Below are 26,221 nucleotides of genomic sequence, written 5' to 3' on the forward strand. Positions count from 1 at the left end.
ATCGACACCCCCGTTGATGCCCAGGCAACATTCATACCGGGAAAACAACAGGTTATGCAACCCGCTCGGGCAGGCCTTGGCAGTCGGGGAATAATGAAATTCAGTACCAGTCCGAGGCCGATTGTGGAAGCAACGAGGGTTCCCGCAGCAGGATCGGCCCCCGTCACAGAGAGGGAACACTATGGAAGTCAAGGATCTGACAGTTCTGGAACGGGCATCGCTGCTCTCCGGAAAATCCACCTGGGCGACCCGTGCCTTGAAGAGGGCGGGCATCCCGAGCATAGTCCTGAGCGACGGACCGCACGGTCTGCGCCGCCAGACCGGATCAGGGGACAACCTGGGCATGGGCAAGTCCAAGCCCGCCACCTGCTTCCCCACAGCCGGCACGGTGGCCTGCTCATGGGACCCGGAGCTGGCCAAAACCATGGGCCAGGCGCTGGGCAACGAGGCCAGGAGCCTGGGCGTCAACATGGTCCTGGGTCCGGGCATGAACATCAAGCGCAATCCCCTGTGCGGCAGAAACTTTGAATACTATTCCGAAGACCCCCAGGTGGCCGGTCACATGGCTGCAGGCCTGATCGAGGGCATCCAGTCCCAGGGCGTGGCCGCCACCCCCAAGCATTTCGCCATGAACAGCCAGGAGCTGCGCCGCCAGGCATCCGACTCCGTGGTGGACGAGCGCACCATGCGCGAACTCTATCTGACCGGATTCGAGATTGCTGTGCGCCAGGCCCACCCCTGGGCCATCATGACCTCATACAACATGGTCAACGGCACCTATGCCAACGAGAATCCCCACCTGCTCAAGGACATCCTGCGCAAAGAGTGGGGCTTCGACGGCATGGTGGTCTCGGATTGGGGCGGCTCCAACAGTGCAGTCGCCGCAGCCGCCAATGGCTCCTCCCTGGAGATGCCTCAGGCCGGATACGACTCCGTGCGCCAGGTTGCCAAGGCCGTGCAGGAGGGCCGCCTGGACGAAGCCGACCTGAACGCCCGGGCCGAAGAGGTGGCACGGCTGGCCAAGCTGACCTACCACTCTGACATGGACCCCGATGGGAATCTGACCGCGGATCAGATACGGGACCACCATCAGGTGGCACGGAGCATCGCCGAGGGATCCGCTGTCCTTCTGGTCAACCGGGAGGGACGCCTGCCACTGGCCGCCGGCACCCGGGTCGCCCTGGTCGGGGATATGGCCAAAACCGCCAGGTTCCAGGGATCCGGATCCTCAAAGGTCAACGCAGCCAAGCAGGAGAGCATGCTGGACCTGCTCAGGCAGGGCAACGGCGACGGACTGGAGCTGGCCTCCTACAGCCAGGGCTACGAACGCCATGGCGAGAAGAACCGGTCTTTGATCGACCAGGCCGTGGCTGCGGCTGGCCAGGCTGACGTGATTGTCGCCTGCGTGGGCCTGGATGAGCGCAGTGAATCCGAGGGCCTGGACCGCTCCCACATGGACATTCCCAGCAACCAGGTCGACCTGATCAAGGCGCTGGGTGCGACGGACAAGCCCCTGGTGGTCGTCCTGGTGACAGGCTCCCCCGTCACCACCGACTGGATTGACCAGTGCGATGCCGTCCTCTACATAGGGCTGTCCGGGCAGGCTGGAGCTTCAGCCACCCTGAACATCCTGACGGGCCGGGTCAACCCCTCCGGCCACCTGGCGGAAACCTGGCCCAAGTCCTATGCCGACTGCCCCAGCGCCGACTGGTACCCCGACTCGGCGCACGAGTCGATCTACCGGGAGGGTCCCTTCGTCGGCTACCGCTACTACCTGACCGCCGACGTAGAGGAGCGCTTCCCCTTCGGATACGGCCTGTCTTATGCGCACTTCACCTACGCCGATCTGACCGTGGACGACAAGGGAGTCACCTTCACCCTGACCAATGATTCGGACAGGCAGGGAGCCACCGTTCCCCAGCTCTACGTCCAGGCGCCCAAGGGTGGCGTGCTCAGACCGATCCGCGAGCTGAAGGGCTTCAAGAAGGTCAGCCTGGAGGCCGGCCAGTCAACCCAGGTCCGCATCGACTTCGATCAGACGACCTTCCGGCACTTCGACACGGCCAGCAACTCCTGGCAGGTCGAGTCCGGCGACTGGACCATCATGATCGGGTCCGACGCGCGCACCATGGAGCTGAGCAGGCACCTGAGCGTCCAGGGCACCGTCGACCCGCAGAGTCCCGACCCTGCCTTGGGCGCCTACCTGACCGGCCGGGTCAAGGAGGTCGACGATGCCGCTGTGACAGCGCTCTTCGGCCACCCGGTGGTCCGACAGGGCGCCGTCAGCACCTTCGGCGTCAACGATCCGCTCTCATCCTGGAAGGACTCCAGAAGCGCCTTGGCCAGGTTCGTGGCCAACTTCCTGGCCAAGAGCGAGAGACGTCACGAAGCCAAGACCGGCAACCCCGACCTGAACACCCTCTTCCTGCTCAACATGCCCCCCAGGGCCATGGCCAAGATGACCAACGGGCTGATCGACACGGCCATGGTCGAGGCCATCGTCCGCATTCCCAACGGCCACCTATGGAGGGGGCTGGGCGGATTCATCGCTGGATTCTTCAGGAACATGGCTGCCAACCGCAGGACCGGAAAGGAGCTCAATCATGAGTGATCAGCACAGCCAGCAGGCCGGACAGCCGGCCCAGGGGAAGACGACAACGGCCTCGCAGTGGGCGATCGTCCGCTGGTGGCGGCGATTCAGCGACCGGCACACCACCCTGGCCCAGTTCATCGTCTTCTTCATCCTGTCCAACGGGGTCACCGTCCTGCAGCTGGTGCTCATGCCCGTGCTCAAGGCCATCTTCAACGGCACCTCCCTGGTGGGCACCAACTTCCAGATCTGGCGCATGGGGACCGTCGGCGGCAAGCCCTACTACCTGTTCGACTACGCGGCCGGGTCCATCGGCCACGGCGGCGGGGGCGGCCTGGCCTACTTCCTTGCGGTGGAGATCACCCTGCTGATCGCCCAGATCATCAACTTCTTCCTCCAGCGCAACATCACCTTCAAGTCCAACTCCTCGGTCTGGAAGGCGGCCTTCTGGTACCTGGTGGCCTACGTGATCATCACCATCATCGCGGCGGCGCTGCAGGGCTGGTACAAGGATCCCATCTACGGCTTCTTCCAGCACACCCTGAACTGGGGCAGCCTGGGGACCACCATTGCTGATCTGGTCACCATGATCATCAACTCGGCCATCTCCTTCTGGGTCTTCTTCCCCATCTTCAAGGTCATCTTCCGTCAGGAGCCCACCGAATCCGAGGCGAGCGCCCAGTAAAATTCCGGCCCCACTCCCCCGGCCGCCAATGAACCGGCATGCATCGGCAGCCAGAGGGGCGGGGCCTTTTCCTCAAACCCATCATGTACAGTGGTCGCATACAACGGCCGCCGACGGGATTACGGCAACCCCGCCGACAACCCCGCCGACCCATTCTTTTGCGAAGTGATCGTTCATGACAGCTGACCGACCGGCCTCCACGAGCCCGCCCGTTCTTACCTTCATCGTCCCCGCCTACAACATGGCCCAGCATCTGCCGACCTGCCTGGATTCGCTCCTGAGCCGGGAGGGGGAGGACCTGGAGGTCATCGTGGTCGATGACGGATCCACCGATGCCACAGCGCAGGTAGTGCAGTCATATCAGGCACGCCATCCGCACACTGTCCGCCTGATCAGCCAGACCAACAAGGGCCACGGCGGCGCGGTCAACACGGGTCTGGCAGCCGCCCAGGGCAGCTATATCAAGGTGGTCGATGCCGACGACTGGGTGGACCCGACCTCCCTGAGTCTGGTTCTGGACCAACTGCGCAACCAGTCGCGACGTTCGAATCCGGTGGACATGGTGGTCACCAACTATGTCTATGAAAAGGAAGGCCGCAAGCACAAGCGGGTCATCAACTTCCGCAGCGTCATGGACCCGGGACGGGTGCTGGACTGGAACCATCTGCGGCGGTTCGGGCTGGCCCAGTACATGATCATGCATGCCCTGATCATGCGCACTGAGGTGCTCCGCCAGGCCCACACCCGCCTGCCCGAACACACCTACTACGTGGACTTCATCTACTCCTATCAGCCCCTGCCCTGGGTGCACACCCTGCTCTACCTGGACACGGATTTCTATCGTTACCACACCGGCCGTCAAGGCCAGTCAGTGCAGACCTCGATCATGATCGCCCGGGTTTCACAACTGCTGCTGGTCAACGGGCTCATGGCTGACTCCACGCCTGAACCAGGGACGGTTCCCCGTGGACTTTATCGTTATATGATCCACTATCTGTCCATTAACTGCGTGGTGACCTCGGTCTTCCTGATTCTTTCGCGCAAGCCCAGCAACTACCGAAACAAGGACATGCTCTGGCGAAGGCTGGAGCACCGCTCCCCCGTCATCGCCTCCGACGTGCGCTCCACCCTGCTCTGCCGGATGATCAACATGCCGGGCAGGCCGGGCCGCTTGGCCATTCGCCTGGGTTACAAGGCCGCCGAGGCCGCCATGGGCTTCAACTGATCGCCCACCCGCGGCAGGAGCACACAGAGGCTGAACCAGTGATGTTCGGTCCGCAGGGTCATCTCGCCCTGATAGCGGTGGGCTATGTGCCGAATGGACTTGACCCCGTAGCCATGCAGGCCATCCTCAGTCCTGGTCTTGGTGGTGGCCAGCTCGCCATTGCCTTTCCAATTCAGGGGCGATGCGAAGTAGTTTTCAATGCGAATCACCACGAATTGTCCCCGGGCATACAGGGCCACCTTGATCAGGCGGCGGTCGGGTTCCTCAACCTTCCTCAAAGCCTCAATGGCATTGTCCAAGGCGTTGCCGAAGAGGGTGGAGACATCCATGGGCGACATCCCCTCCAAGAGGGAGCCCTCAGCCACCATGGTCAGGGTGATCCCCTCTTCGGAGCAGATGCGCTCCTTGGTTGACATGACCACGTCCAGGATGGGGTTGCCGGTGTGCTGCTGCGACCCGTACCGCCCGACTGCAGCCTCCAGCTCCTCGAAATCCTGGGACTTGCGCTCAGGGTCCATCTGCGAGCGCAAGGCGGCGATCTGATGCTTGAGGTCGTGGGCGAGCCTGCCCATGGCCTCCAGATTTTCCTTGGATCGTATGTACTCCCGATGCTGGCTGTAAGCCCGGGCGTTGATGGAGGCCAGCTCGGCGCTGGTATGGCTCTCCCGCAGCTGTTCCTGCTGGGCGTAGAGCATGGCAAAGCCGCACAGATCCACCAGCGTGCGGATGTAGAAGACCTCCAGGCCGACCCGACCGGAGAAGGGGGTGTTGGTGGAGACGAAACTCAGGTTGGACATGGCGAAAGTAACCACAGCGATGACTGCAGCCATGAAGACGCTGCGTCCTGGCACAGAAGGCTGGGCATTAGCGAAGTTGCGCCGTTCCGCCACCCAGGCCAGCAGCCCTACGCCCCCGTAGATCAGCACCAGCAGCATCAGGGAGGCCGGGTCGTACAGGCTGTGGCTGGAAGGACGCATGAAGGAGTCCAGCTGCCAGTGCAGGGAGGCAACCAGCTCGGCCAGGACGAAGGCACGGGCCAGCAGATAGGCCCCATCCAACGGACGCAACCCCGAAGCCAGCATGATGATGGCATACATGCAGGCCACGGCCAGGCACATGCTGATGATCCAGAAAGCGATAGGCAGGGTGCCGGCCCAGTACTGGACCCCGATGAGCACGGCCAGACCGGGCAGAAGCACAGCCACCATTCTTAGGCGTGAGGTCCTCACCCCGATGGCCAGCAGATAGACCAGGCAACCCAGCCACTCGCTGATGGCCGTATAGAGCCGGGGGATGTCGGGCAGGGCATTGAGGATGTGGGTGCTGGTCATGGCCGACCTGCCACATAGGCGGTCAGAGCCGTCATGAAGGCCTTCTTGCGGGGTCGGCTGACCCTCAGCCGCTGGCCGGTAGACATGATGCAGTCCTGGTCCTCCATGCCCGTCACATGGGCTAGGTTGACCAGGTAACAGGAGTTGGAGCGGAAGAATCCTTGCTGGTCCAGCTGGCCCTCCAGGCTTTTCAGCGTGCTGTTCGTGGTCAGTGAGGAATCCAAGGTGTGAATGACGCTGCTGTGGCGGACGGATTCGATGAAAACGATGTCCTTGAGGGGGATCCTGGTGGATCGGGCACCCTCGGTGATCAGAATGGACAGGTCCACGCGTCCGCGCACCTGGGCGATGGACCGGTCCAGCTCCTGGGAGAAGGCGAACCAGGGCAGGGGCTTGAGCAGGTAGGAGAGAGCGCCCACCTCATAGCCGTTGATGGCGTATTGGGGGGCGGAGGTGATGAAGACGATGACCACCGACTCGTCACGGGCGCGCACCCTACGGGCCACTTCGATTCCGTCCATGGGGGTCATCTGAATGTCCAGAAGGAGGATGTCATATACGGGTCGATAGCCATCCGCAAAAGCCTTGCCTTCGGTGAAGACGCTGACCGTCAGTTCTTCCTGACGTTCCTTGCGGTAACGGCTCAGGTAATTGACCATGGTCCGACAGCTGATGGAGTCGTCATCCACCACTGCGATTCTGATCATCCTGGCACACACTCCTTACCCCGTCGACCAAGGACCCATGGCCGCCGTTATCACCGTTCTTCAATGATATCGGAGATGTCCGCATGGCAGACCCCGCTTGCCTGAAGCCGAACGCTGACAAGCAGGGGGGTTGGCTTGAAAAAAGCAAACAAGTTTGAACTACTCGTTTTGTACGTTGCGAATGAATTCTCACTTGTGGACGGGCACGATTAGAGTCGAAACATGTCTACCTTCGCACCCTCTTCGTCCTGGAAACCCTCCACCTGGCTGGCCCGTCTGATGCTGCTGATGGCCGCGGCCGCCTGGGGGGCCGGATACACCTTCGAAAAGGTTGCCATGGAGACCCTGACCGTTCGCTGGCTGATGGGCATTCGCATCCTCTGCGCCATCGTCATCATGACACCCTTTTTGCTGCCCCGGCTGCGCAGAACCGGGGCCATACACACCCTGGTACCGGGGCTGATTCTGGGGATCAGTTACTGGGCGGCCTTCAGCCTGCAGATGATGGGGCTGACCACCATCGCTCCGGGCCGGAACTCCTTCCTGACGGCCACCTACTGCATCTTTGTGCCCTTCCTGGTCTGGATCATGGCCCGCCGACGGCCGGCCCTGAGGCACTTCGTCGCGGCCGCCATCTGCATCCTGGGCGTGGCTCTGATCTCGCTGCCGGCCCAAGGCGGGGGACAGGGGCTGGTTCTGAGCACTGGCGACCTGCTGACTCTGGCCGGCGCCCTGCTCTACGGGGTCAACCTGGTGATCACCGGTTTCCTAACCAAGAAGTTTGATGCCCCCACGCTGACCTACCTGGAGCTCCTCTTCGGCGGCATGCTCTTCCTGGTCTGCGCGCTGATCTTCGATCCCTTGCCCACTGCGGCCGACTTCACGCCCTCGACCCTGGGTTCCATGATGTATCTGACGCTGATCTCGACCCTGATGGCTCAGAACTTCCAGAACATTGCCTTCTCCAGGGTCCCCGCCGCCCAAGGTTCGCTGATCCTGTGCTCGGAGAGCCTGTTCGGCATGCTGGTCTCGGTACTGGTCCTGCACGAGGAGCTGACGGCCACCCATCTGCTGGGCTTCGCCATCATCTTCGCCGCCATCATCCTGTCCGAGGTCAGGCTTCACCCACGCCGGTCGTCGGCGGATTCCTCTGCACCGGTGTCCTCCTCCCGGTAGGATGCCCCAGGCAAGAGGTCATAGGGCATCTGCCGCTTGATCAGGTAGAAGACCAGCAGGAGCAGGGCCAGGATGCGCGTCGCAGTCTGAACCTTGCCGGTCCAAGGGCCGAAGACAGCCAGGATGACTGCAGTCCTGAACAGATAGAAGAGGAAGCGGGACCAGCCATGCCGCTGCTTGGTTTCGACGGTCATGTGGGTGAAGGTGGCGCCCAGCGTCCGTCCCCGGCGGGGCAGGGGTATGAGTAGTTCAAAGATCAGCAGCATGGCCAGATCCACCACGGTCCCGAACACATCCAGAGCGGATGGGGCGATCAGCAATCCGCCAAAGCGGTAGTGACCATCCAGCTGATAGGTGCCCAGGCGATGGACCGCATAGGTCACGCCCATCCCCAGAGACAGGGACAGAATGGTGGCCAGAAGCAGATCCAAAGCCAGGGAGACGGCACGGTGTATGAATCCGGGATTGGTGACCAGCTGGGCAGCGTCAGCCTGACGAGTGGGAACGAGCTTGTTGGCCACCATGGCCACCAGATAGCCGATCAGAGCGCCTGAAGTGTTCCAGATCAGGTCGTCCACATCGAAGAGGCGGTAGGCGCAGCCCACGATGCCGAAAACTCCGGTCAGCTGGGCCGTTTCGATGAAGAGGGAGACCAGGAAGGCAACCGGCAAGGCCAGGATGAAGCGCCAGCGGAAGACCCGCCCCATGATGAAGCCCAGAGGCAGGAAGAAGGCCACATTGAGCAGGATCTGCAGCATGGCCATCCGCCCGCCTGTCCTCAGGTCGGCCAGGAACTGCATGGGATTGAGCTGGGGGGTCAGATGATGGGTGGCGCAGAAGGCGGCACGGTCGTCGGGCATGGGCCAGAGGGTGAAGAAGACCAAGGCCAGCAGGTATAAGACGGTCAGGTAGGCCGCCATGGCTGCTGTCAGCCGGAGCCGGTGATAGCGGTTGTAGATCAGGGCAAGAATGGGCAGGGTCAGGATCAGCGAGGCCAGGGGCCAAAAGACCAGAGATATGCCGAAGGAGCCGCTGAAGTAGTCCAGGTATGTCGAGAGCACAATTCCAGTCTAAATCGTGCTTAGGCCTATCGACCGATTGACTGCGCCGACGAAGAGCTCAGTCGTCGCCCAAGGTTACGTGGATGCCGCCAACCAGGGAGCTGACCAGGTTGTAGAGAAAGGCAAAAATGGTGACCAGAGCCACTACTATGACGATCTCGAAGATAGAGAAAATGGTCACCGAGCTCAGGACCGTCCCCAAGCTCAGCACCTGGCCCAGGTCGAAGCCACCCGCATCCAGGCCTGTCTTGGAGATGACCTGGGTCAGGTTGTCAAAGAGCCCCATAGCATTGAGCAGGATCCAGAGCAGGGCGGCGGCCACCACCTGGATGATGGCCCCGGCGATGGACAGCAGGAAGGTGACCTTGGCCACGGACCAAGGTTCCAGCCGGGTCAAGGACAGCTGCATGCGCCGGGCCCGAGGCACGTGAGGACGCGTGGTTGAAGAGGCCTTGACCGGACCGGCAGCAGAAGCTGCGGCTCTTACGGAACGCCCTGATGCCGTCCGGCCGGCAGCAGAAGCCGGGGGAGTGGCCGATGATGGTCGGCGGGACTCGTCCTTTTCGGATTCATCAGCCTTGGTCTTTCCGGTTTTGGGCTTTGCTGTACCCTTCTTACCGGTACCGGCCTTGGCCTGCTTCTGATCATCCTGGCTCATCGGCACTCCTTGATCCTTGCATTCACCAGTCCGCGCACACCGCCGCAGGACCTGCACGACTTCTTACGAGGCTACCAGTCTTGTCAGACTGGTAGCGGACCTGCTCAGTCCTCTTGGGCCAGACCTTGGCCGTCGCCGGTTCCGGTGGTGGCGATGGGCTGATCCTTGGCCGCCAGGGGAGCTGCAGGAGCCACGTCAACCTGACCGCTACTCTCCTCCTGATCGTCACGCTCGGCATTGCGGGCGATGGAGAGGATCTCATCGCCTTTATCGGGCTTGGCCAGGGTGACCCCCTGGGTGTTGCGGCCGGTCCGCTTGACCTCGGCCACATCGGAGCGGATGACCTTGCCGGACTTCATGATGGCCATGATCTGATCGTCCTCGTTCACCACCAGGGCGCCGACCAGAGAACCACGGCCCTCGACCATGGCTATGGCCTTGACGCCGTAGCCGTTGCGGCCCTGCAGGCGGTACTCGCTCAGAGCGGTGCGCTTGGCGAAGCCCTCGTCGGTGACCACCAGCAGATCATCCCCGGACTCCTTGGCGATCACGTCCATGCTCAGCAGTTCGTCGCCGGGGCGGAACCGCATGCCTTGGACGCCAGCGGTCTGCCGTCCCATGGGCCGCAGGGTGGAGTCGTCGGCCGGGAAGCGCACGCTCATGCCCTTGCGGGAGACCAGGATGATCTCGTCGTCGGCATTGCAGAGGCCGGCGCCCACCAGCTCGTCGCTCTGGGGCACCTCCTGCCCGTCCTCGTCGGTGACGGTGCCCAGCTCCATCAGCCGCACAGCGATCAGGCCGCCTTGGCGTGGCGAATCATACTCGGCCAGACGGGTCTTCTTGACCCGTCCGGTCCGGGTGGCCAGGACCAGATAGTCGGCATCGTCGTAGCCATGCAGGGAAAGGACCTGTTCGATCCGCTCGTCCGGGCCCAGCTGGAGCAGATTGGCCACATGCTGTCCCTTGGAGTCGCGGGAGCCCTCGGGCAGCTCATAGGCTTTGAGCCGGTACACCCGCCCCTTGTTGGTGAAGAAGAGCAGCCAGTTGTGGGTGCTGGTCAGGAAGAAGTGGTCCACCACGTCGTCCTCGCGCAGCCTGGCCCCGCGGATGCCCTTGCCGCCGCGGTGCTGGGCCCGGTATTCGTCGGCCTTGGTCCGCTTGACGAAGCCGGAGTGGGTGACGGTGACCACCACCTGCTCATCAGCGATCAGGTCCTCCACGTTCATCTCGCCCGAGTATGGGACGATCCGGGTGCGCCGCTCGTCGCCGTACTTGTCGACGATCTCGTCCAGCTCGTCGCCCACGATGGTGCGCTGGCGCTCGGGGTGGGCCAGAATGTCGTTGTAGTCGGCGATCTTGCGCATGAGATCCTCATGCTCGTCCAGGATCTTCTGCCGTTCCAGGGCGGCCAGACGGCGCAGCTGCATGGCCAGGATGGCATCGGCCTGGACCTCGTCCACATCCAGCAGCTCCATCAGGCCAGTGCGGGCCGTCTCCACATCCTTGGAGGCGCGGATCAGGGCGATGACCTGGTCGATCATGTCCAGGGCCTTCAGATACCCCTGCAGGATGTGGTCGCGATCCTCGGCCTCCCGCTTCAGATAGCGGGTGCGCCGCTCGACCACATCCAGCTGGTGGTCCACCCAGTGACGGATGAAGGCATCCAGACTCAAGGTCCTGGGGACCCCGTCCACCAGGGCCAGCATGTTGGCCCCGAAGGTTTGCTGCAGCTGGGTGTGCTTGTAGAGGTTGTTGAGGACCACCTTGGGCACGGCATCACGCTTGAGCACCAGGACCAGGCGCTGGCCGGTACGGCCCGAGGTCTCATCGCGCATGTCGGCGATGCCCTGGATCTTGCCGTCGCGCACCGCCTCGCGGATGGAGGAGGCCAGCCGGTCGGGGTTGACCTGGTAGGGCAGCTCGGTGACCACCAGGCACATCCTTCCGCGGATCTCCTCGGTGTTGACCACGGCCCGCATGGTGATCAGGCCGCGTCCGGTCCGGTAGGCCTGCTCGATGCCCTTGTGACCCAGAATGGTGGCGCCGGTAGGGAAGTCCGGTCCCTTGATGATGGCGATCAGGGCGTTGAGCAGCTCCTCCTTGGAGGCCTCGGGATGCTCCAGTGCCCAGTGCACGCCCTTGGATACCTCGCGCAGGTTGTGCGGAGGGATGTTGGTGGCCATGCCCACGGCGATGCCGGCTGATCCATTGACCAGCAGGTTGGGGAAGCGGGAGGGCAGAACCGTAGGCTCCTGGGTTTTCCCGTCGTAGTTGGGGATGAAATCGACCGTGTCCTTGTCGATGTCGCGCACCATCTCCATGGCCAGGGGGGCCATACGGCACTCGGTGTACCTCATGGCGGCCGCCGGGTCGTCGCCGGGGGAGCCGAAGTTGCCCTGGCCGTCCACCAGCGGGTAGCGCATGGACCAGGACTGGGCCAGACGCACGATGGTGTCATAGATGGCCGCATCGCCATGGGGGTGGTACTTGCCCATGACGTCGCCCACCACGCGCGAGCACTTGTTGTAGCCGCGGTCGGGCCGGTATCCGCCGTCGTACATGGCGTAGATGACCCTGCGGTGAACCGGCTTCATGCCGTCGCGGACATCAGGCAGGGCCCGCTCCACGATCACAGACAGGGCATAGGACAGGTAGGATTCCCGCATCTCCTGCTGGAGGTCAATGGGCTGAATCCGCTCGCCCTTAAGGAGGCCATAATCGGTGTTGTCCATCTCCTGGGGGCTGAGCGGCTCGCGGGACCCGTCGGGCAGGTTGAGGCCGTCCTGGTCCGGGCTGTTGTCATTGTTGTTATCGTCTGCCAAAATCGATCCTTAGCTCAAATGGTGAAAAGGGAGAGGCATCCGTCTCAGGCGTCGATGAAACGGGCGTCGTGGGCGTTGCGCTGGATGAACAGACGCCGAGGTTCGACCTCGTCGCCCATGAGCATGGTGAAGGTCTCGTCGGCCTGTTCGGCGTCATCGATGCGGATCTTCTTGAGGATGCGGTGATCCGGATCCATGGTGGTCTCCCAGAGCTCCTGGTAGCTCATCTCGCCCAGACCCTTGTAACGCTGGATCCCTTCGCCCTTGGGCAGCTGTCGGCCGGAGGCCTTGCCCTCGGCCAGGACCCTGTCGCGCTCGGCATCGGTGTAGACGAAGCTGTGGGGCCCCTTGGTCCACTTGAGCCGGTAGAGCGGGGGCATGGCCACGTAGACGTAGCCAGCCTCGATCATGGGCCGCATGTAGCGGAAGAAGAGGGTCAGATTCAGGGTGGCGATGTGGGCGCCGTCCACATCGGCGTCGGCCATGATGATGACCTTGTGGTAGCGCACCTTGTCGATGTTGAAGTCCTCGCCGTATCCGCCGCCCACAGCCGTGATCAGGGATTCGATGGTGTCGGACTTCATCATGCGGTCCAGACTGGCCCGCTCCGTGTTGAGGATCTTGCCGCGCAAGGGCAGGATGGCCTGGGTCATGGGGTTGCGCCCCTGGATGGCCGAGCCGCCTGCGGAGTCGCCCTCCACGATGAACAGCTCGCACTCCTCGGGGTCGCTGGACTGGCAGTCCTTGAGCTTGTCGGGCATGCCGGCCGTCTCGAAGATGGACTTGCGGCGAGTGTTCTCGCGGGCCTTCTTGGCCGCGATCCTGGCCCGGGAGGCCTCCATGGCCTTCTGGATGATGGACTTGGCCTCGCCGGGATGGGCGTCGAACCAGTCGCTCAGCCTTTCGGTCATGACCCGCTGGACGAAGGTCTTGGCCTCGGAGTTGCCCAGCTTGGTCTTGGTCTGGCCCTCGAACTGCGGATTGGTCAGCTTGACGGAGACCACGGCGGTCAACCCCTCGCGCACGTCATCGCCCGAGAGGTTGTCATCCTTGTCCTTGAGGATGTTCTTGTCCCGGGCGTAGCGGTTGATCATGCTGGTCAGAGCTGCACGGAACCCCTCTTCGTGGGTGCCGCCCTCGGTGGTCGCGATGGTGTTGGCGAAAGTGTGGACCGACTCCGAGTAGGCGGTGGTCCACTGCATAGCCACCTCGGCGGAGATGCCCAGCTTCAGGTCCTCGGCCTCGAAGTCGATGACCTCGGCCTCCACAGGCGTGGCCTTCCTGACCTTGACCAGGTAGTCCACATAGTCCTTGATGCCGTTGGCATACTGGTAGCTGACGGACTGGCCCTTCTGCTCAGGGGTCTGCTCCTCGCCCGCCACCTCGTCACCGGCCTGGTTGTTGGGGCGCAGATCGGTCAGGGTGATTCTCAAGCCCTTGTTGAGGAAGGCCATCTGCTGGAAACGGCTGCGCAGGGTCTCGAAGTCGTAGACCGTGGTCTCGAAGATTTTGGGATCGGCCCAGAAGGTCACGGAGGTGCCGGTGCCCTCGTCCGGTCCCATGGCCTGATCCTTGGACAGGGGAGCGGTGGGCTTCTGGTTGTGGAAACTCTGATGCCAGTGGTAACCCTGACGGCGCACCTGGACGTCGATCCGGGTGGACAGGGCGTTCACCACGGAGATGCCCACGCCGTGCAGGCCGCCCGAGACCGCGTAGCCGCCGCCGCCGAACTTGCCGCCGGCATGCAGCTTGGTCATGACCACCTCGACGCCGCTCTTGCCCTCGCCTGGCACCTCGTCCACAGGTATGCCACGGCCGTTGTCGTCCACCCGGATGCCGTTGTCGGGCAGGATGGTGACTTCAATGTGATCAGCGTACCCGGCCAGAGCCTCGTCGACCGAGTTGTCGACGATCTCGTAGACCAGATGGTGCAGGCCCCTGGGACCTGTAGAACCGATGTACATACCGGGACGGACGCGAACCGCCTCCAGCCCCTCCAGCACTTTCAGATCGCTGGCGTCATAGTGTTCGGGGGAGAGCGAGTCATCCAGCTGCGCGTCGTCCAGCTGATCCTGGCCCGTCATGCCGTCATCCTGAGGCTTGTCCTCCTCATGCTCCCGGCCCTCTTGCGGGGTCCGGGACGGGTCAGTGTTGAGATCTGCCACGGATAGTCCTTTCTGCACCCCCATGGTCGCCCACTGACGACAAAGCAGCTTCCGTTCGTGGTCGAGCGGGGGATCGAGTCATGGTCACCAGGTTCCAAATCGTCCATAAAGGGGCCTTGGAAGCGTTTGACCCTATAACCTATAGATTACCAGCGCTAGGGGACTTTAGGCTGACAGAAAGCTGGGAAGACGGTATCCGCAGATTATGGGTTCACCCGTAGGTGTCGCGCACGCCTCGGCCCGGCGGATCGAACCGTGAACGGCGAAAGCTGTAGTTGTGGGGGCCGGTCACCCGGATCTGCTTGACCGGCATGCCCAGCCGCTTGACAATGGTCGCCTTGAGCTGGGGGACCAGGTAGGTCAGCTGGGTGGCCCAGACTGTGGTCTGCGCCTGGATGATCAGCACGCCCTCCCGGTAGGAGACCACTCTCGAATGGGCGGCGATGCCGGGTCCCACCACACTGTCCCACTGGTTGCGCAGCCGGGCCACCTTCAGATGGCTGGTCCACCCGCTCCCGGCAGCCAGGCTGGTCACCACTCCTCCCAGTTTGGCGGGGTCGCGGCCTGGCTTGCCGAATGCATACCAGGCCTTGCGGGAGTCATCCTCCCGCTGCCGACGAGTAGCCGCCCGTCGCGTGCAATCCTCGAAGACCAAGGCCGGCAATCGACGCTGGTCCAGGTGCAGGGTCTCAACCATGGGAGCCTTCATGACAGGTCGTTCCCCTCTGGCCCATCCTTCATATCCGAGTCGTCATGAGCCGTCCCTCTGGTTCGACGCAGATCCTGCATGGCACTGGCGATGGCCGGATCCTGGGCAGCCGGATCGGATGGCTGCACGGGCCTCAGTGCGGACACATCCACCAAGCTGGCACCCTGCAGGGAGGGGATATCGCTGTCGGCGGCCACAGTGATCAGCACCTGGTCCTGCTGGCGGGCAAAGTCCAGGATCTGATCCCTGCGGCCCCGATCCAACTGGGCGAAGACATCATCCAGAATGACGATCGGCTCCAGGGCGCGACGATCCTTGACCACCTGCAGCAGAGCCAGCCTCAGAGCCAGGGCCAGGGTCCACATCTCACCGTTGGAGGCGAACTCCCTGGCAGGCATGCCGTTGAGGGTGAAGGCCAGATCATCGCGCTGGGGGCCGATCAGATTGGTGCCCCGGGCCACTTCTCCCGGGTATATCCGCTGAAAGTGGCGGCTGACGGCCTCGGCGACCTCGGGACCGGTCTGCCCATCGGGTCCTATCTCCTCCAGGGAGGGCCGGTAGGTCAATCGAGCATCCTGATCAGGGCCTGCCAGCCGACCATACAGATCACTGAAGGGCTGGTCCAGAGCCTCTACCAGAGCCGCCCGTCGTCGGCTCAGATCCAGCCCGGTGCGAATGAACTGCCCAGTCCATACCTCCAGGCCGGACAGGGCTGCGTCACGCCCGTCACCCGAGGGGTCGCGGCCCGCCTGGGAGAGCTGCTTGAGCAGGGCGGCGCGCTGCCTGGCCACATGGCGAAAATCCTGCCGAACCTGGAAGTAGTCGGCATCGAGCTGGCTGCCGGCCTGGTCCAGCACGGCCCGCCTGACTGCCGGCTCTCCGGAGACCATTAGCTGATCCTCGGGGCTGAAGGTCACGCAGGGCACCCGGCCTACCAGGTCACGCTGATAGAGGGAAGGCCCGCCGTTGATTCTTCCCCGGTTGGCCCCCTTGGCGGCAATCGTCAGCTCATAGTCGGTGGCAGTCCCGTCCTGCTCCAGCCTGGCCCTGACAGTGGCCTTGGACTGCCCACGCTCTACCAGGGGCAGCGAGGATGAGGTCCTATGGCTGCCGCCGGTGGACAGGACCTCGATGGCTTCGACCAGGTTGGTCTTGCCTAGGCCGTTGCGCCCCTCCAGAATGGTCACTCCGGGCTCCAGATCGAGGACGCAATGCTCCCAGGAACGGAAATGATCCAGAACCAGACGGGAGATGTGCACGGCGATCGTTCCTCGAACCTGCCCGGGTGTCAGTTGTTGAAACGCATGGGCACCAGCAGGTACCGGTAATCCATGGACTCCTCGGAATCCTGCTCCTGCTGGCCGTTGAACTCCACGGCCTTGACCGCCGAGGTCATTTTGATGCGGACATAGGGCTCGGCGATGGCGCCCAGCCCGTCGATCAGATAGCTGGGATTGAAGGCCACCGTGATGTCCTCGCCATCTAGATCCGCCTGCAAAACCTCATGGGCCTGTGCCTCGTCAGCTGTGCCTGCGCTCAGGGTCACCTCATTGCCGGAGAAGACCATGCGAATAGGGGCGTTGCGTTCGGCGACCAGGGCCACGCGCTTGATGGCATCGATCAGATCCTGCCGAGCGATGACCGCCTGGATGGGGTACTCGTCCGAAAAGAGACGATCCACGGCCGGAAATTCCCCATCAATCAACTGGGTGGTGGATATCTTGCCGGCGTTTTCCACGCCCATGATGGTGGGGTTGTCAGCCTCGTAATCCATGGTCACGTTCTGGTGTTCGTCGAGGGAGCGCGCGATGTCTCGCAGCAGAGAACCGCGGATCAGCATCGAGGTGGAGAAGTCGGCGTCGCGAGGAGTCCAGGTGAAGCTCGAACGGGACAGCCTGAAACGGTCGGTGGCGGTCATGACCACCTTGTCCCCGCTGATTTCGGTTTTTACGCTAGTCAGGACTGGACGGCTCTCTTCCCGGGAAACTGCGACGATGGATTGGGAGATAGATTGGATAAAGGTCTCAGCATCCACCTGGCCCATGGGTTCGGGAACGGCAGGGAGGTCGGGATACTCGCTGTCAGGCATCAGCTGCAGGGAAAAAGTGGATTTGCCCGAAGTGATGGTCATCTTGGATCCCTCGGTTGATAGGTAGGTCTTCTCCGAAGGCAGTGATTTAGTGATGTCCGCTAGAAGTTTGCCCAACACCAGAGCCGTTCCGGATTCGTCGATGCCTGCCTCGATGTGGTTTCTCGCCGAAACCTCGTAATCGAAAGCAGAGAGCTTCAATGTTCCGTCAGAGGCTTCCATTCTCACGCCCGCCAGAATCGGCGAAGCCGGTCGGGAAGGGATGATGCGGGTGGTCCAAGCCACTGCATCTGAGAGTGCGGATGAATTCACTTCTACTTTCATGGGAGCCTTCTTGTCGATGAATGAACTGGACTCATTCTATCGAATAGGCCTGGGGATGTGGTTGGAGTGAAGAAGTGTGCTTGAATGTGACGATGATCATTGCATAAATATACATAGAGTCATCGTAATAAGCTCGGTGGATGGTGTGGATAAGTTTCTAAATCCTTGCAATGCGGTGGATATACCTCCTCCAGGCGTTGTGGATAAGTGGTGAGATCGATGTGACTAAAAAGCCAAATTATCCACAAGGTCGGATTTTTGCTGAGTTATCCACAAATGCATGGTGGTTATTCGCTGAAGATCCACCACTTGTCCCCGGAAAATCGGTGGGTTATTCCCAAGGTTTGCCCACATCTGGGGATAAGAAGGTGGATATCTTTTTCTGGTGATCCACACTGGTGCCTGCGTGTCGCATCAATTCTGAGGCTGCTTGAGCCGGACAGTCAGTTCCATGACGTAGTTGTAAATCTCTCGCTTTTCCTGCATCTCATTGGAGATACGCGTGTAGGCGTGCATGACTGTCGTGTGGTCGCGGCCGCCGAAGACCTCGCCGATGTCTACCAAGGACATGCTGGTCATTTCCCGGGCCAAGTACATGGCGATCTGCCGGGCCAGGGCAATGTTCTTGGTACGCGTACGGCCGACGATATCGTCAAAGGTCAGATGGAAGTATTTGGCCACCTGGGAGATGATGTCGGTGGGCTTGATCTCTACGTCCGTAGAGAAGAAGTCCTGCAGGGTCTGTTCGGCCAGAGCTGTGGTGACCGGCTGGTTATTGAGGCTGGCCACGGCGGTGACACGGGTCAGGGCGCCCTCAAGCTCTCGGATGTTCTCGGTGAAGCGTTCCGCGATCAGATCCAGGACCTCGTTGGGAATGCTGACCCCGTTCATGGAGGCCATCATTCTCAGGATGGCCACCCGGGTCTCCCGGTCTGGCGGCTTGACGTCCACGGTCAGGCCCGAGTCGAAGCGCGAGATCAGTCGCGATTCGAAGCCTTTCAGATTCTTGGGGGCCACGTCCGAGGCGATGACGATGCGCTTGTTGGCGTCGTGCAGGGCGTTGAAGGTGTGGAAGAACTGGTCCAGGGTGGCTTCCTTGCCCCCCAGGAACTGGATGTCATCGATAAGGAGCACATCCACCTGCCGGTAGCGGCGGTTGAATTCCGCGATCTGGCCCGAGCCTTGGGTTGAGTTCTGCAGGGCGTCGATGAACTCGTTGGTGAATTCCTCCGAGTTGACGTACCGGACCTTGAGCGAAGGATCCTTAACCAGGGCATAGTTGCCAATGGCGTTGAGCAGATGGGTCTTGCCCAGACCCGAACTGCCATAGATGCACAGGGGATTAAAGTCCTGGCCCGAGCCTTCGGCCACGGCCAGGGCCACGGTCCGCGCGAAGCGGTTGGAGTCGCCAGGGACGAAGGTATCGAAAGTGGCGTTCTTGTTCAGATGAGTCTGCGGATCGCGCTCCACCCGGTTCTGGCTCATGGGGAAGCGAGGCACGGTAAAAGCGGGCCGAGACGTTGCCCGCTCGGCCTCGGTCTGCTGATCGGCATCGGCGCTGGCCGTGGATCTGGTAGCGGGGGAGGATTCGGACAGCTCGGCCTGCATGTCCAAAGTCATGGGCACGTAGGTGCCCTGATGGAAATCATTGGCCGAGACGATCGGGGTTTTGGCGGTTCCTGCGGTCTCAGGCCTCCAATTTGAACGGGTCTCTGTGTCGGAGGAGGATCGGCCGGTGCTGTTCTGGCGCTGGTAGTCGCCGTATGGATCCTGGGCTGGGCCGGGGACCTGACGGAACTCGCCGCTTCCCGGGGCGGAGCCAGCCATGGCGGATGCGCGTTGGTCGTTCTGTTGGTCGGCAGCCATCTGCTTGGCCATCTGCTCAGGGTAGACGATTTTGATGGCCGGGAACATTTCCTGATTGGTGACAAGTTGCAATGCGCTGAGGACGGGCTGGCTGAGCGGTCCCTGAATAGCTTCCTGGGTGGCCTTGGAGGAGACCCGCAGAACGATGGTGGTGCCGAAGACCGCCTCGGGGGTGATGTCTTCAAGCCAGCCCTTGTCCCTGGAGGTCAGCGAACTGCTGTAGCGGAGCACCTGCAGGACCGCATCCCAGATTCTCTTGGCCTGGGCAGCGGCATCCAGCGGATCCTGCGCCATCAGTGTGCTCCTCTCTTCTCGACGACGGATTTCCCGTGTTTCCTGCTTCTCTCAAAGTCGACAGTAGCCCATTGTTACACCGACTTTGCGCGGTTATCCACAGGATAGCGTGTTGTGTCTGCGCTGAATGTGAATAACAGTGATGTAATTTGTGGATAAGTGAGGATGCGCTTTCTCGCGCCATGACAGGGTTTGTGCAGGATACGAGGCGGTCCTTGTCATCTGAGGGGCGGATGCCTGTTTGACTCCGTCCCGGCTCCTGTGTACCGTGATATAGCTTGACTCATAACGAGCCGTACTCGAGTATGTCTACACACGGGAGCAACGAATTATGAAGAGGACATTCCAGCCCAATAACCGCCGTCGTCACATGAAGCACGGGTTCCGCGCTCGCATGCGCACCCGATCTGGCCGCGCTCTGATCAATCGTCGCCGGGCCAAGGGCCGTCGGACGCTCTCCGCCTGAATCGGATTTCGATCCTTTCGCAAAAGGTGGAACGGCTGAGGAGCCACCGGGAGTTCACGGCGGTGCTCAGGCGACACCATCGGGTCAGCAGCCGGGATCTGGTCATTCATTATTCGATCCCTGGATCTGACCAGACGGTGACCCCGCTGCCGGTGGCATCGGTTGCGCACGAAGGGCGGCATGACATCCTGCCTGCGGGCAGACGCCGCATGGGGCTCGCTGTATCCAAAAATGTAGGCAAGGCCGTGACTAGGAACAAGGTCAAGCGCAGATTCAGGCAACTTGCCGGATCCAAGGAGGGCCTGCTGCCATCCTCCTGTGATCTGGTCATGCGCGCCAAGCCCAGCGCTGCCAGAGCCACCTATGAGCAGCTGGAGGAGCAAGTGGACAGGCTCTTCCGTGACCTTATGCGCAAGACTGGCAAGATTGCCGGCGGCTCTGAAGGGCGAATGCAATCAGGTTTGCAGCTCGTCGGGTCCAAGCGTCAACCGGCTCAACGGCTGGAAGCCAATGAAGGATGCAGGGCATGAGCGGCCTGGCCTCCCGGGCTCTGCAGGGTGCAGTCCGCTGGTATCAGCGCCACATCTCACCCCTCTCGCCGCCGCAGTGCCGTTACTACCCGACCTGCTCCCAGTACGCTCTGACCGCTCTGAGGCGGTTCGGGGCCTTGCGTGGAACCATCCTGGCCGTTCTGCGGCTATTGCGCTGCACGCCTTTCAACAACGGCGGGATCGATGACGTGCCCCAGAGGTTTTCCATCTTCTATCGGTTCCCGTGGTCCAAGGCCCATGAGGAGGCCCGGCTGACCCCCATGGCCCCAGACAAGGAGACGGCCTGACAATGTTCCAGAACAACGACACTTTCACTTTCGATACGGGCATATACGGCTTCTTCTATAAGATCCTCTACCCCATCGAGTGGCTCATGACCTACATCATGACCTACTGCCACAAGTTCCTGACCCTGATCGGGCTCCATAAGGGTCCCGGGGTGGCCTGGGCGCTTTCGGTAGTGATGCTGGTGCTGGTCGTCAACCTCTGCGTGCTGCCGCTCTTCATCAAGCAGCTGCGATCCATGCAAAAGATGCAGGCCCTGCAGCCCAAGCTGATGAAGATCCAGAACAAGTACCGCAACAAGAAGGATCCAGCCAGCCGAGAGGCCATGAGCCGGGAGACCATGAAGGTCTACCAGGATAACCATGCCAACCCCATGAGTTCCTGTCTGCCCGCGCTGGTCCAGGGCCCGGTCTTCATGACCATGTTCTACGTGCTTTCGGCTGTGCCCTTCATCGCCCGGGGCAAGCGGGCGCCCCTTGGAGCCTTCAACCGACAGGTGGCGCGAGAATTCGAGGAGACCACCTTCTTCGGGCTGCGGATTTCGGACAACTTCATGTCCGCCCAGGGTGCGGGCCGCATAGTCATAGTGGTCTTCATCGTGCTCATGTGCCTGGCCATGTTCTACTCGCAGTTCCACAACGTCCGGCGGAACATGCCCAGGTCGGCCATGCAGGGACAGCAGTACAAGATGCAGCAGATGATGGCCTTCATCTTCCCGGTCATGTACATCTTCTCAGGCATCTACTTCCCCTTCGCCGTGCTGATTTACTGGCTGACCAACAACCTTTGGAATCTGGGCCGAACCCTCTTCCAGGTCCGCCATATGCCTACGCCGGGCTCGCCGGCTGCAGAGAGCAAGGAGGAGCGGGACCACCGCCGTGAGAACGCTCGTCGCAAGCGCCAGGGGCTGCCCTCTTTGGAGGAGGAGCAGCTGATGGAGGCCAAGCGGCTGGAGGAGGAAGCCCGCAACAACAAGAACGTCTCCCACCAGCGTTCTCAGCCCCACCGCAAGCGTCGCGGTCGTTGATGCAGCTACTGGCAGCGGTGGCCGGTGCGGCGACCAAGCTTTCGGTCGGGCGGATACTGGAGTAGTCTGCAATCATCACGTCCGTGTATCCTCAGTACTGGACACTCGATTGGTGACCAGGAATCCAGTGGACCTGAGGTTATGAATCGGATGTAAACGCGTGTAAGGAGAGCATAGATGTCTCAGTCTCTGGACCAGGGAAAGACCATCGAGCAACTCAATGAGGAGGCGGATGTCGCCGCCGACTATCTGGAGGGGTTGCTGGACATCGTCGATTACGAGGGCGATATCGAGATGGGGGTGCGCAACCACCGTCCGACCGTGCAGATTGTGGCTGACGACGACACGGATATCAAGCATCTGATCGGCAAGGATGGCGAGGTGGTGGATGCCCTGCAACAGCTGACGCGGCTAGCCGTGCAGCAGAAGATAGGGGAGCGCTCCCATCTGATCGTGGATGTGGACGGCTTCCTGCGGCGCAAGCGCGAGCATCTTCGCGAGCAGGCCCTGGATGTGATCGACGAGGTCCGTGAGACCGGCGATCCCGTCAATATGAAGCCCATGAACTCCTTCGAACGCAAGATCGTCCATGACATGGTCCGAGAGGAGGGGCTGAAGTCACGCTCCCACGGTGAGGAGCCTCACCGGTACGTCACCGTCTACCTGAAGGTCAAGAGCGAAGACGAGGACCTGCCTGACGATGTTGAGGACGAACCAGTCGGGTATGATGCCCCGCTGGACTCGGATGAAACTGATCAGGCCGATGATTCGGCTAACTACGCGGCTGATGACGATCCTGCTGGCGCGGACAGGGAGTGATTGCAGAACCAAGTAGGGCTGTGCGCCGATGAAGTATTGGTGACGTCCGCCTTGTTTGGATTGTTTCATTGTTTGCTGCAGACAGACTGTCTAAGTTTGCTGTGCTATCGGCCAGGGTCGTGCCATCTGTCAGATGTATTGCCTTGTCTGGCTCATGATGGTGCTGAGTTTGCCATGCTGCTTAATTCGGAATGATCTTGGTTGGTCATCCCCTATAGCAGGCCGCTTCCTATGCTGGTTCCGTTAGGATACTGATGTGTGCCTTCGACGCTCTTTTGTAGTTGAAAACCGCATGTTGGTAACTGCCTTCAGAATCCAGTGGTTTCAGATTCTGACATGGTGGAATCTCCTGGATGCAAGATGCAAGACAGTATGACGCTGTCGGGGTCTGTGGCTGTGATTGACTGCGCGTCGAATGTGAATGTGAGGAGTTGAAATGGCTGTTGTGGATGACGAACTGAACGATAGTCCCCTCTTGAGGCAGGTGCTTGGCGATGCTTTGGCACCCATGCAGCGTTTTCACGACAAGCTCTTAGGTGAGGGTGTGGAGAGGGGCATCATCGGCCCTCGCGATGAAGACATTATTTGGGAACGACACATACTCAATTCAGCTGCCATTGTGCCTTTTGTGCGAGAACGATTGACTACTGATGGTCAGACAGCAACGGTGGCAGATATAGGTTCTGGTGGGGGCTTTCCGGGCATTGTGCTAGCTGCATGTCTTCCGCAGTGCAGTGTTGTGCTTGTCGAGCCAATGGAGCGGCGTGTGCTCTGGTTGCGGGAAGTCATTGATGAGTTGCACCTGGTTAATGCCTCAGTGCTTCGCAAACATGCAGAGGATCTGGCCCCGCAATCCTCTCACGCATCGAATCGGCACAAGAAAAGAGCTTCACAAGGCCACCGTCATGGTCGTCGCCGAAGCGAGGAAGGGTCCAATTCTGTTTCTGGCCATGGTTCTTCAACTTTGGTCACCACCAGGAATGGTGATAGTCAGCAAACCGTGAATGGTCCTAAATCATCGGCAGCGATGGGCGGAGAAAGTCTGGCAAGGGTAGGTTCCACGCCTTCGGTACCTGAGACTTTTGATGTCGTGACCTGCCGGGCTGTAGCACCTATGACAAAGCTCGCTGGGTGGACCCTACCTCTCTTGAGATCAGGGGGTCAGCTTATTGCTCTTAAAGGCCGTTCGGCGCAAAATGAGCTTGATAAAGCTGCTAAAGAGATAAAAAAATATCATGGAGTGAATCCACGGGTCAGCCAAGCTCCAGTTGCACCTGGTCTTGAAGAAACCCACGTAGTTCTTGTGGACAAACGCTAAAACACGACGTCGATACAACATTATTTTATGACTGCCTTGTCAGAGCATTTACCTAATAGCGTGATAAAAATCAGGCAACCTAGGAATTTGCTATATCAGAGAATAAATTATCAGCCTTCAAACAGAGTCATGTCAAAGCTAATGAGAAATTATTGAACAACTCTTCTTGATCGAAACTGCCTTTTCCGGACAGCAACATGAGTGGTTGCCTCCTTATCGTAATGGGCGCCATGCTCAGTTAAGGGGAGTGCAAGCACACTTGTGATCCTGTATTGCCTTCCTTAGAATGGTTGTCATTCCGGAGCTTTTATGAACTTTGACACTCCAGTATCTATCCTGTGTCAAAGAGTAAGGCTGCAGCTGTTTACACATAATTATAATATTTGAAATAGTCATACCTGTCTCATTTGCGATTGAGCACAACGCTTTGTATCTTCCGGTTGCTTCGCTCCGAGTCTTAGTTGATGCTGGTTTTGCCTCCCGTACATCGTTGGGCTAATTGTATGGGATATATCTTCGAACTTGATATATACCGCCAACTTTCTGATGCTTGATTAACCGTCTCTCGCGACGTTGTCCTTTTGGTGCTCAGTGATTTATAAATTGACCTGCTTTACCCAGTTCTTGCGTAGACCATGCTATTTATACTCGCCATGGTGTGTTCATTTGCAGGTCCCATTACATACAGGGGATTTAACGTATTTGAACCTGTGCATCGCCCTTCGTTGTCTAATCATTAACACTTACAGAGCAATATTGATCTTTGCACATGTATGAGCGATAGCTGGAGTAATCGATTGATCAGCCCCGGAGAAACTCCGGAATCACTCCCCAACACTGAATATTCTTCTGATGTTGGAGATAGAGTGGAGGGCTGCACTGAGCACAAGAGAGATATTCACTAGTTCCTGATGTGTGCACTAGAGAGTGTTTCACGTGAAACATTGTAAATACACATCTTATTTAACATTTAACTGAAAAATCATGCTTCGTTGCTTACCGATGTCACAGGTTAATACCCGAGTTGATCGCTGAGGGTATGTGACATAAGAGAGAGGTATCCAAGAGAGGTATCCGAGACAGCTGTATTCAGCAGCATCTTAGCCATGATCCTATTCAGTTGTTGCTGATCCTAGTGGATGATTTCTTAGTGGAGATTGTTTGCAATGTTTCAGGTGAAACAATCGACGCGGAATTCAATAATCTAGATCACGGTTATTGGAGTACATGTGAAAGAATACGGCACTAGCTTCTATATCTTCATTAGGAAACGGGTAGTCCGTGATCTCTTTCTTAGAGTCCTTTATGCAACCACACTTATACCAGGTAGAATACGACGCTTATCGGTTAGTAAGACCTGTCGCTTAACAATTATAAATACATTTTTATAATTTAAAATTGAAAAGTGTCTATTGAATCCGTAATATTGACTGCTTGTAGAAGGGCAGGCTTTGAAGATACAACCGGCAAGATTAAAGCACGCAACTACGTGAGCCAACAATCAACAAGGTAATAGTACTTCCCAGACAGTAGAGATGTTTCACGTGAAACACTACTCTGCAGTACAGCTGTACAAGGTCCGTCGCCAAGAGGTTTAATAGGAGCGTTGAAGCAGTGTTATAACCGCTATCCGACATGTTGATGTATTCATTGATAAGTCCCATGAATAGTATTGCATGAATAAGTGAGGTAGTGAATTTATTGATTCCCGACTTTTAAGTTATGCACAATTTAGACCTCACAAATGAATTATCCACATTATCGTTTGTAGACCATGCCGCCTTGTGGGTAGCGCCAGAATTGTCAATAATCACAAGGCAAAGCTAATAATCTATAGAAAGCGACAGCGCTGGAGGCACCAATGTAACTATCCACACTTATCCACAGTTATGAACAACGGCTGTGTGTAACTAGCGGTTATTCTGACATGTCCAACTAGGACGGGAAAATTGAGTTGTTATCAAAAGGAGGAAGGTTCGTGGCCGCATCGAAGAAGGTGAAACCCGTTACGAGAAATACCTCGGATAGCGGTGAGCAAAGCACGCCGAACGCA

The 26,221-nt window shown here is 59.7% G+C and carries 18 protein-coding genes and 2 pseudogenes; 10 read left to right on the forward strand and 10 right to left on the reverse strand.

Annotation, left to right across the window (positions count from 1 at the left end; all coding sequences use genetic code 11):
* The first annotated feature begins 181 nt into the window (after positions 1-181).
* The 3 genes from AC0AII_RS06875 to AC0AII_RS06885 all read left to right on the forward strand — a co-directional run bounded on the left by AC0AII_RS06875 (position 182) and on the right by AC0AII_RS06885 (position 4,500).
* Positions 182-2,611, forward strand: a complete 2,430-nt coding sequence (locus AC0AII_RS06875; protein WP_490446602.1) for a glycoside hydrolase family 3 C-terminal domain-containing protein — start codon at positions 182-184, stop codon at positions 2,609-2,611.
* Entirely contained in the window at positions 2,604-3,275 is a 672-nt protein-coding gene (locus AC0AII_RS06880; protein ID WP_198189407.1) for a hypothetical protein, read from the forward strand. The genes AC0AII_RS06875 and AC0AII_RS06880 overlap by 8 nt, the downstream gene beginning before the upstream one ends.
* 175 nt (positions 3,276-3,450) lie before the next feature.
* On the forward strand, positions 3,451-4,500 hold the full coding sequence (locus tag AC0AII_RS06885; protein WP_490446603.1) for a glycosyltransferase family 2 protein: 1,050 nt from the start codon (positions 3,451-3,453) through the stop codon (positions 4,498-4,500).
* Here AC0AII_RS06885 and AC0AII_RS06890 read toward each other — a convergent pair.
* Positions 4,464-5,831, reverse strand: coding sequence for a GHKL domain-containing protein (locus AC0AII_RS06890; RefSeq protein WP_490446604.1), 1,368 nt, complete (start codon positions 5,829-5,831; stop codon positions 4,464-4,466). The genes AC0AII_RS06885 and AC0AII_RS06890 overlap by 37 nt on opposite strands.
* Positions 5,828-6,538 carry a LytR/AlgR family response regulator transcription factor gene (locus AC0AII_RS06895; protein WP_121914850.1) on the reverse strand — a complete coding sequence of 237 codons (711 nt, stop codon included), beginning with the start codon at positions 6,536-6,538 and terminating at the stop codon, positions 5,828-5,830. The genes AC0AII_RS06890 and AC0AII_RS06895 overlap by 4 nt, the downstream gene beginning before the upstream one ends.
* Positions 6,539-6,760: 222 nt before the next feature.
* Here AC0AII_RS06895 and AC0AII_RS06900 point away from each other — a divergent pair, with 222 nt between their 5' ends.
* A complete protein-coding gene (locus AC0AII_RS06900) occupies positions 6,761-7,714 on the forward strand; it encodes a DMT family transporter (protein WP_490446605.1) in 954 nt (317 codons plus the stop codon).
* On the opposite strand, the gene AC0AII_RS06905 is transcribed toward AC0AII_RS06900, so the two are convergent.
* The 8 genes from AC0AII_RS06905 to dnaA form a co-directional block, all read right to left on the reverse strand.
* Positions 7,660-8,775, reverse strand: a complete 1,116-nt coding sequence (locus AC0AII_RS06905; RefSeq protein ID WP_490446606.1) for a VanZ family protein — start codon at positions 8,773-8,775, stop codon at positions 7,660-7,662. The two genes, AC0AII_RS06900 and AC0AII_RS06905, sit on opposite strands and share 55 nt — an antisense overlap.
* 58 nt (positions 8,776-8,833) lie before the next feature.
* Complete coding sequence (locus AC0AII_RS06910; RefSeq protein ID WP_490446607.1) at positions 8,834-9,433, reverse strand: DUF3566 domain-containing protein; 600 nt, start codon at positions 9,431-9,433, stop codon at positions 8,834-8,836.
* Between the two features lie 104 nt (positions 9,434-9,537).
* The gene (gyrA, locus tag AC0AII_RS06915) at positions 9,538-12,165 is read right to left on the reverse strand and encodes a DNA gyrase subunit A (RefSeq protein WP_490446659.1); all 2,628 of its coding nucleotides are present in this window, start codon (positions 12,163-12,165) and stop codon (positions 9,538-9,540) included.
* Between the two features lie 134 nt (positions 12,166-12,299).
* On the reverse strand, positions 12,300-14,339 hold the full coding sequence (gene gyrB / locus AC0AII_RS06920) for a DNA topoisomerase (ATP-hydrolyzing) subunit B (RefSeq protein ID WP_490446660.1): 2,040 nt from the start codon (positions 14,337-14,339) through the stop codon (positions 12,300-12,302).
* Positions 14,340-14,631: 292 nt separating this feature from the next.
* Positions 14,632-15,129, reverse strand: a complete 498-nt coding sequence (locus tag AC0AII_RS06925; RefSeq protein WP_490446608.1) for a DciA family protein — start codon at positions 15,127-15,129, stop codon at positions 14,632-14,634.
* The gene (gene recF, locus AC0AII_RS06930; RefSeq protein ID WP_490446609.1) at positions 15,126-16,388 is read right to left on the reverse strand and encodes a DNA replication/repair protein RecF; all 1,263 of its coding nucleotides are present in this window, start codon (positions 16,386-16,388) and stop codon (positions 15,126-15,128) included. The genes AC0AII_RS06925 and recF overlap by 4 nt, the downstream gene beginning before the upstream one ends.
* A gap of 29 nt (positions 16,389-16,417) precedes the next feature.
* Positions 16,418-17,542: a DNA polymerase III subunit beta gene (dnaN, locus tag AC0AII_RS06935; protein ID WP_490446610.1), complete on the reverse strand. Its 1,125-nt coding sequence runs from the start codon at positions 17,540-17,542 to the stop codon at positions 16,418-16,420.
* 414 nt (positions 17,543-17,956) lie between these two features.
* Positions 17,957-19,702 carry a chromosomal replication initiator protein DnaA gene (gene dnaA / locus AC0AII_RS06940; protein ID WP_490446611.1) on the reverse strand — a complete coding sequence of 582 codons (1,746 nt, stop codon included), beginning with the start codon at positions 19,700-19,702 and terminating at the stop codon, positions 17,957-17,959.
* Between the two features lie 331 nt (positions 19,703-20,033).
* On the opposite strand from dnaA, the gene rpmH reads away from it, so the two are divergent.
* From rpmH to AC0AII_RS06970, 6 genes and pseudogenes are all read left to right on the forward strand, one after another.
* Entirely contained in the window at positions 20,034-20,168 is a 135-nt protein-coding gene (gene rpmH, locus AC0AII_RS06945) for a 50S ribosomal protein L34 (RefSeq protein WP_015022700.1), read from the forward strand.
* Positions 20,169-20,194: 26 nt separating this feature from the next.
* Positions 20,195-20,587: pseudogene (gene rnpA / locus AC0AII_RS06950) on the forward strand (ribonuclease P protein component); the annotation flags it as partial.
* Between the two features lie 107 nt (positions 20,588-20,694).
* Positions 20,695-21,006 carry a membrane protein insertion efficiency factor YidD gene (gene yidD, locus AC0AII_RS06955; protein ID WP_490446612.1) on the forward strand — a complete coding sequence of 104 codons (312 nt, stop codon included), beginning with the start codon at positions 20,695-20,697 and terminating at the stop codon, positions 21,004-21,006.
* Between the two features lie 2 nt (positions 21,007-21,008).
* Positions 21,009-22,031, forward strand: a complete 1,023-nt coding sequence (gene yidC, locus AC0AII_RS06960) for a membrane protein insertase YidC (protein WP_045925058.1) — start codon at positions 21,009-21,011, stop codon at positions 22,029-22,031.
* A 177-nt stretch (positions 22,032-22,208) separates the two neighbouring features.
* Positions 22,209-22,745 (forward strand): annotated as a pseudogene (locus AC0AII_RS06965) (Jag family protein); the annotation flags it as partial.
* A 541-nt stretch (positions 22,746-23,286) separates the two neighbouring features.
* A complete protein-coding gene (locus AC0AII_RS06970) occupies positions 23,287-24,168 on the forward strand; it encodes a 16S rRNA (guanine(527)-N(7))-methyltransferase RsmG (RefSeq protein WP_490446613.1) in 882 nt (293 codons plus the stop codon).
* The last annotated feature ends 2,053 nt before the right edge of the window (positions 24,169-26,221 follow it).

The organism is Bifidobacterium sp. VU/mBH4 (B4) (assembly GCF_058199535.1).

Bases quoted from the DNA above. Each gene is read 5' to 3' on its own strand.
- AC0AII_RS06875 (WP_490446602.1), top strand. From the start codon at position 182: ATGGAAGTCAAGGATCTGACAGTTCTGGAACGGGCATCGCTGCTCTCC.
- AC0AII_RS06880 (WP_198189407.1), top strand. From the start codon at position 2,604: ATGAGTGATCAGCACAGCCAGCAGGCCGGACAGCCGGCCCAGGGGAAG.
- AC0AII_RS06885 (WP_490446603.1), top strand. From the start codon at position 3,451: ATGACAGCTGACCGACCGGCCTCCACGAGCCCGCCCGTTCTTACCTTC.
- AC0AII_RS06890 (WP_490446604.1), bottom strand. From the start codon at position 5,831: ATGACCAGCACCCACATCCTCAATGCCCTGCCCGACATCCCCCGGCTC.
- AC0AII_RS06895 (WP_121914850.1), bottom strand. From the start codon at position 6,538: ATGATCAGAATCGCAGTGGTGGATGACGACTCCATCAGCTGTCGGACC.
- AC0AII_RS06900 (WP_490446605.1), top strand. From the start codon at position 6,761: ATGTCTACCTTCGCACCCTCTTCGTCCTGGAAACCCTCCACCTGGCTG.
- AC0AII_RS06910 (WP_490446607.1), bottom strand. From the start codon at position 9,433: ATGAGCCAGGATGATCAGAAGCAGGCCAAGGCCGGTACCGGTAAGAAG.
- gyrA (WP_490446659.1), bottom strand. From the start codon at position 12,165: ATGGACAACACCGATTATGGCCTCCTTAAGGGCGAGCGGATTCAGCCC.
- gyrB (WP_490446660.1), bottom strand. From the start codon at position 14,339: ATGACGGGCCAGGATCAGCTGGACGACGCGCAGCTGGATGACTCGCTC.
- AC0AII_RS06925 (WP_490446608.1), bottom strand. From the start codon at position 15,129: ATGAAGGCTCCCATGGTTGAGACCCTGCACCTGGACCAGCGTCGATTG.
- dnaN (WP_490446610.1), bottom strand. From the start codon at position 17,542: ATGAAAGTAGAAGTGAATTCATCCGCACTCTCAGATGCAGTGGCTTGG.
- dnaA (WP_490446611.1), bottom strand. From the start codon at position 19,702: ATGGCGCAGGATCCGCTGGATGCCGCTGCCCAGGCCAAGAGAATCTGG.
- rpmH (WP_015022700.1), top strand. From the start codon at position 20,034: ATGAAGAGGACATTCCAGCCCAATAACCGCCGTCGTCACATGAAGCAC.
- yidD (WP_490446612.1), top strand. From the start codon at position 20,695: ATGAGCGGCCTGGCCTCCCGGGCTCTGCAGGGTGCAGTCCGCTGGTAT.
- yidC (WP_045925058.1), top strand. From the start codon at position 21,009: ATGTTCCAGAACAACGACACTTTCACTTTCGATACGGGCATATACGGC.
- AC0AII_RS06970 (WP_490446613.1), top strand. From the start codon at position 23,287: ATGGCTGTTGTGGATGACGAACTGAACGATAGTCCCCTCTTGAGGCAG.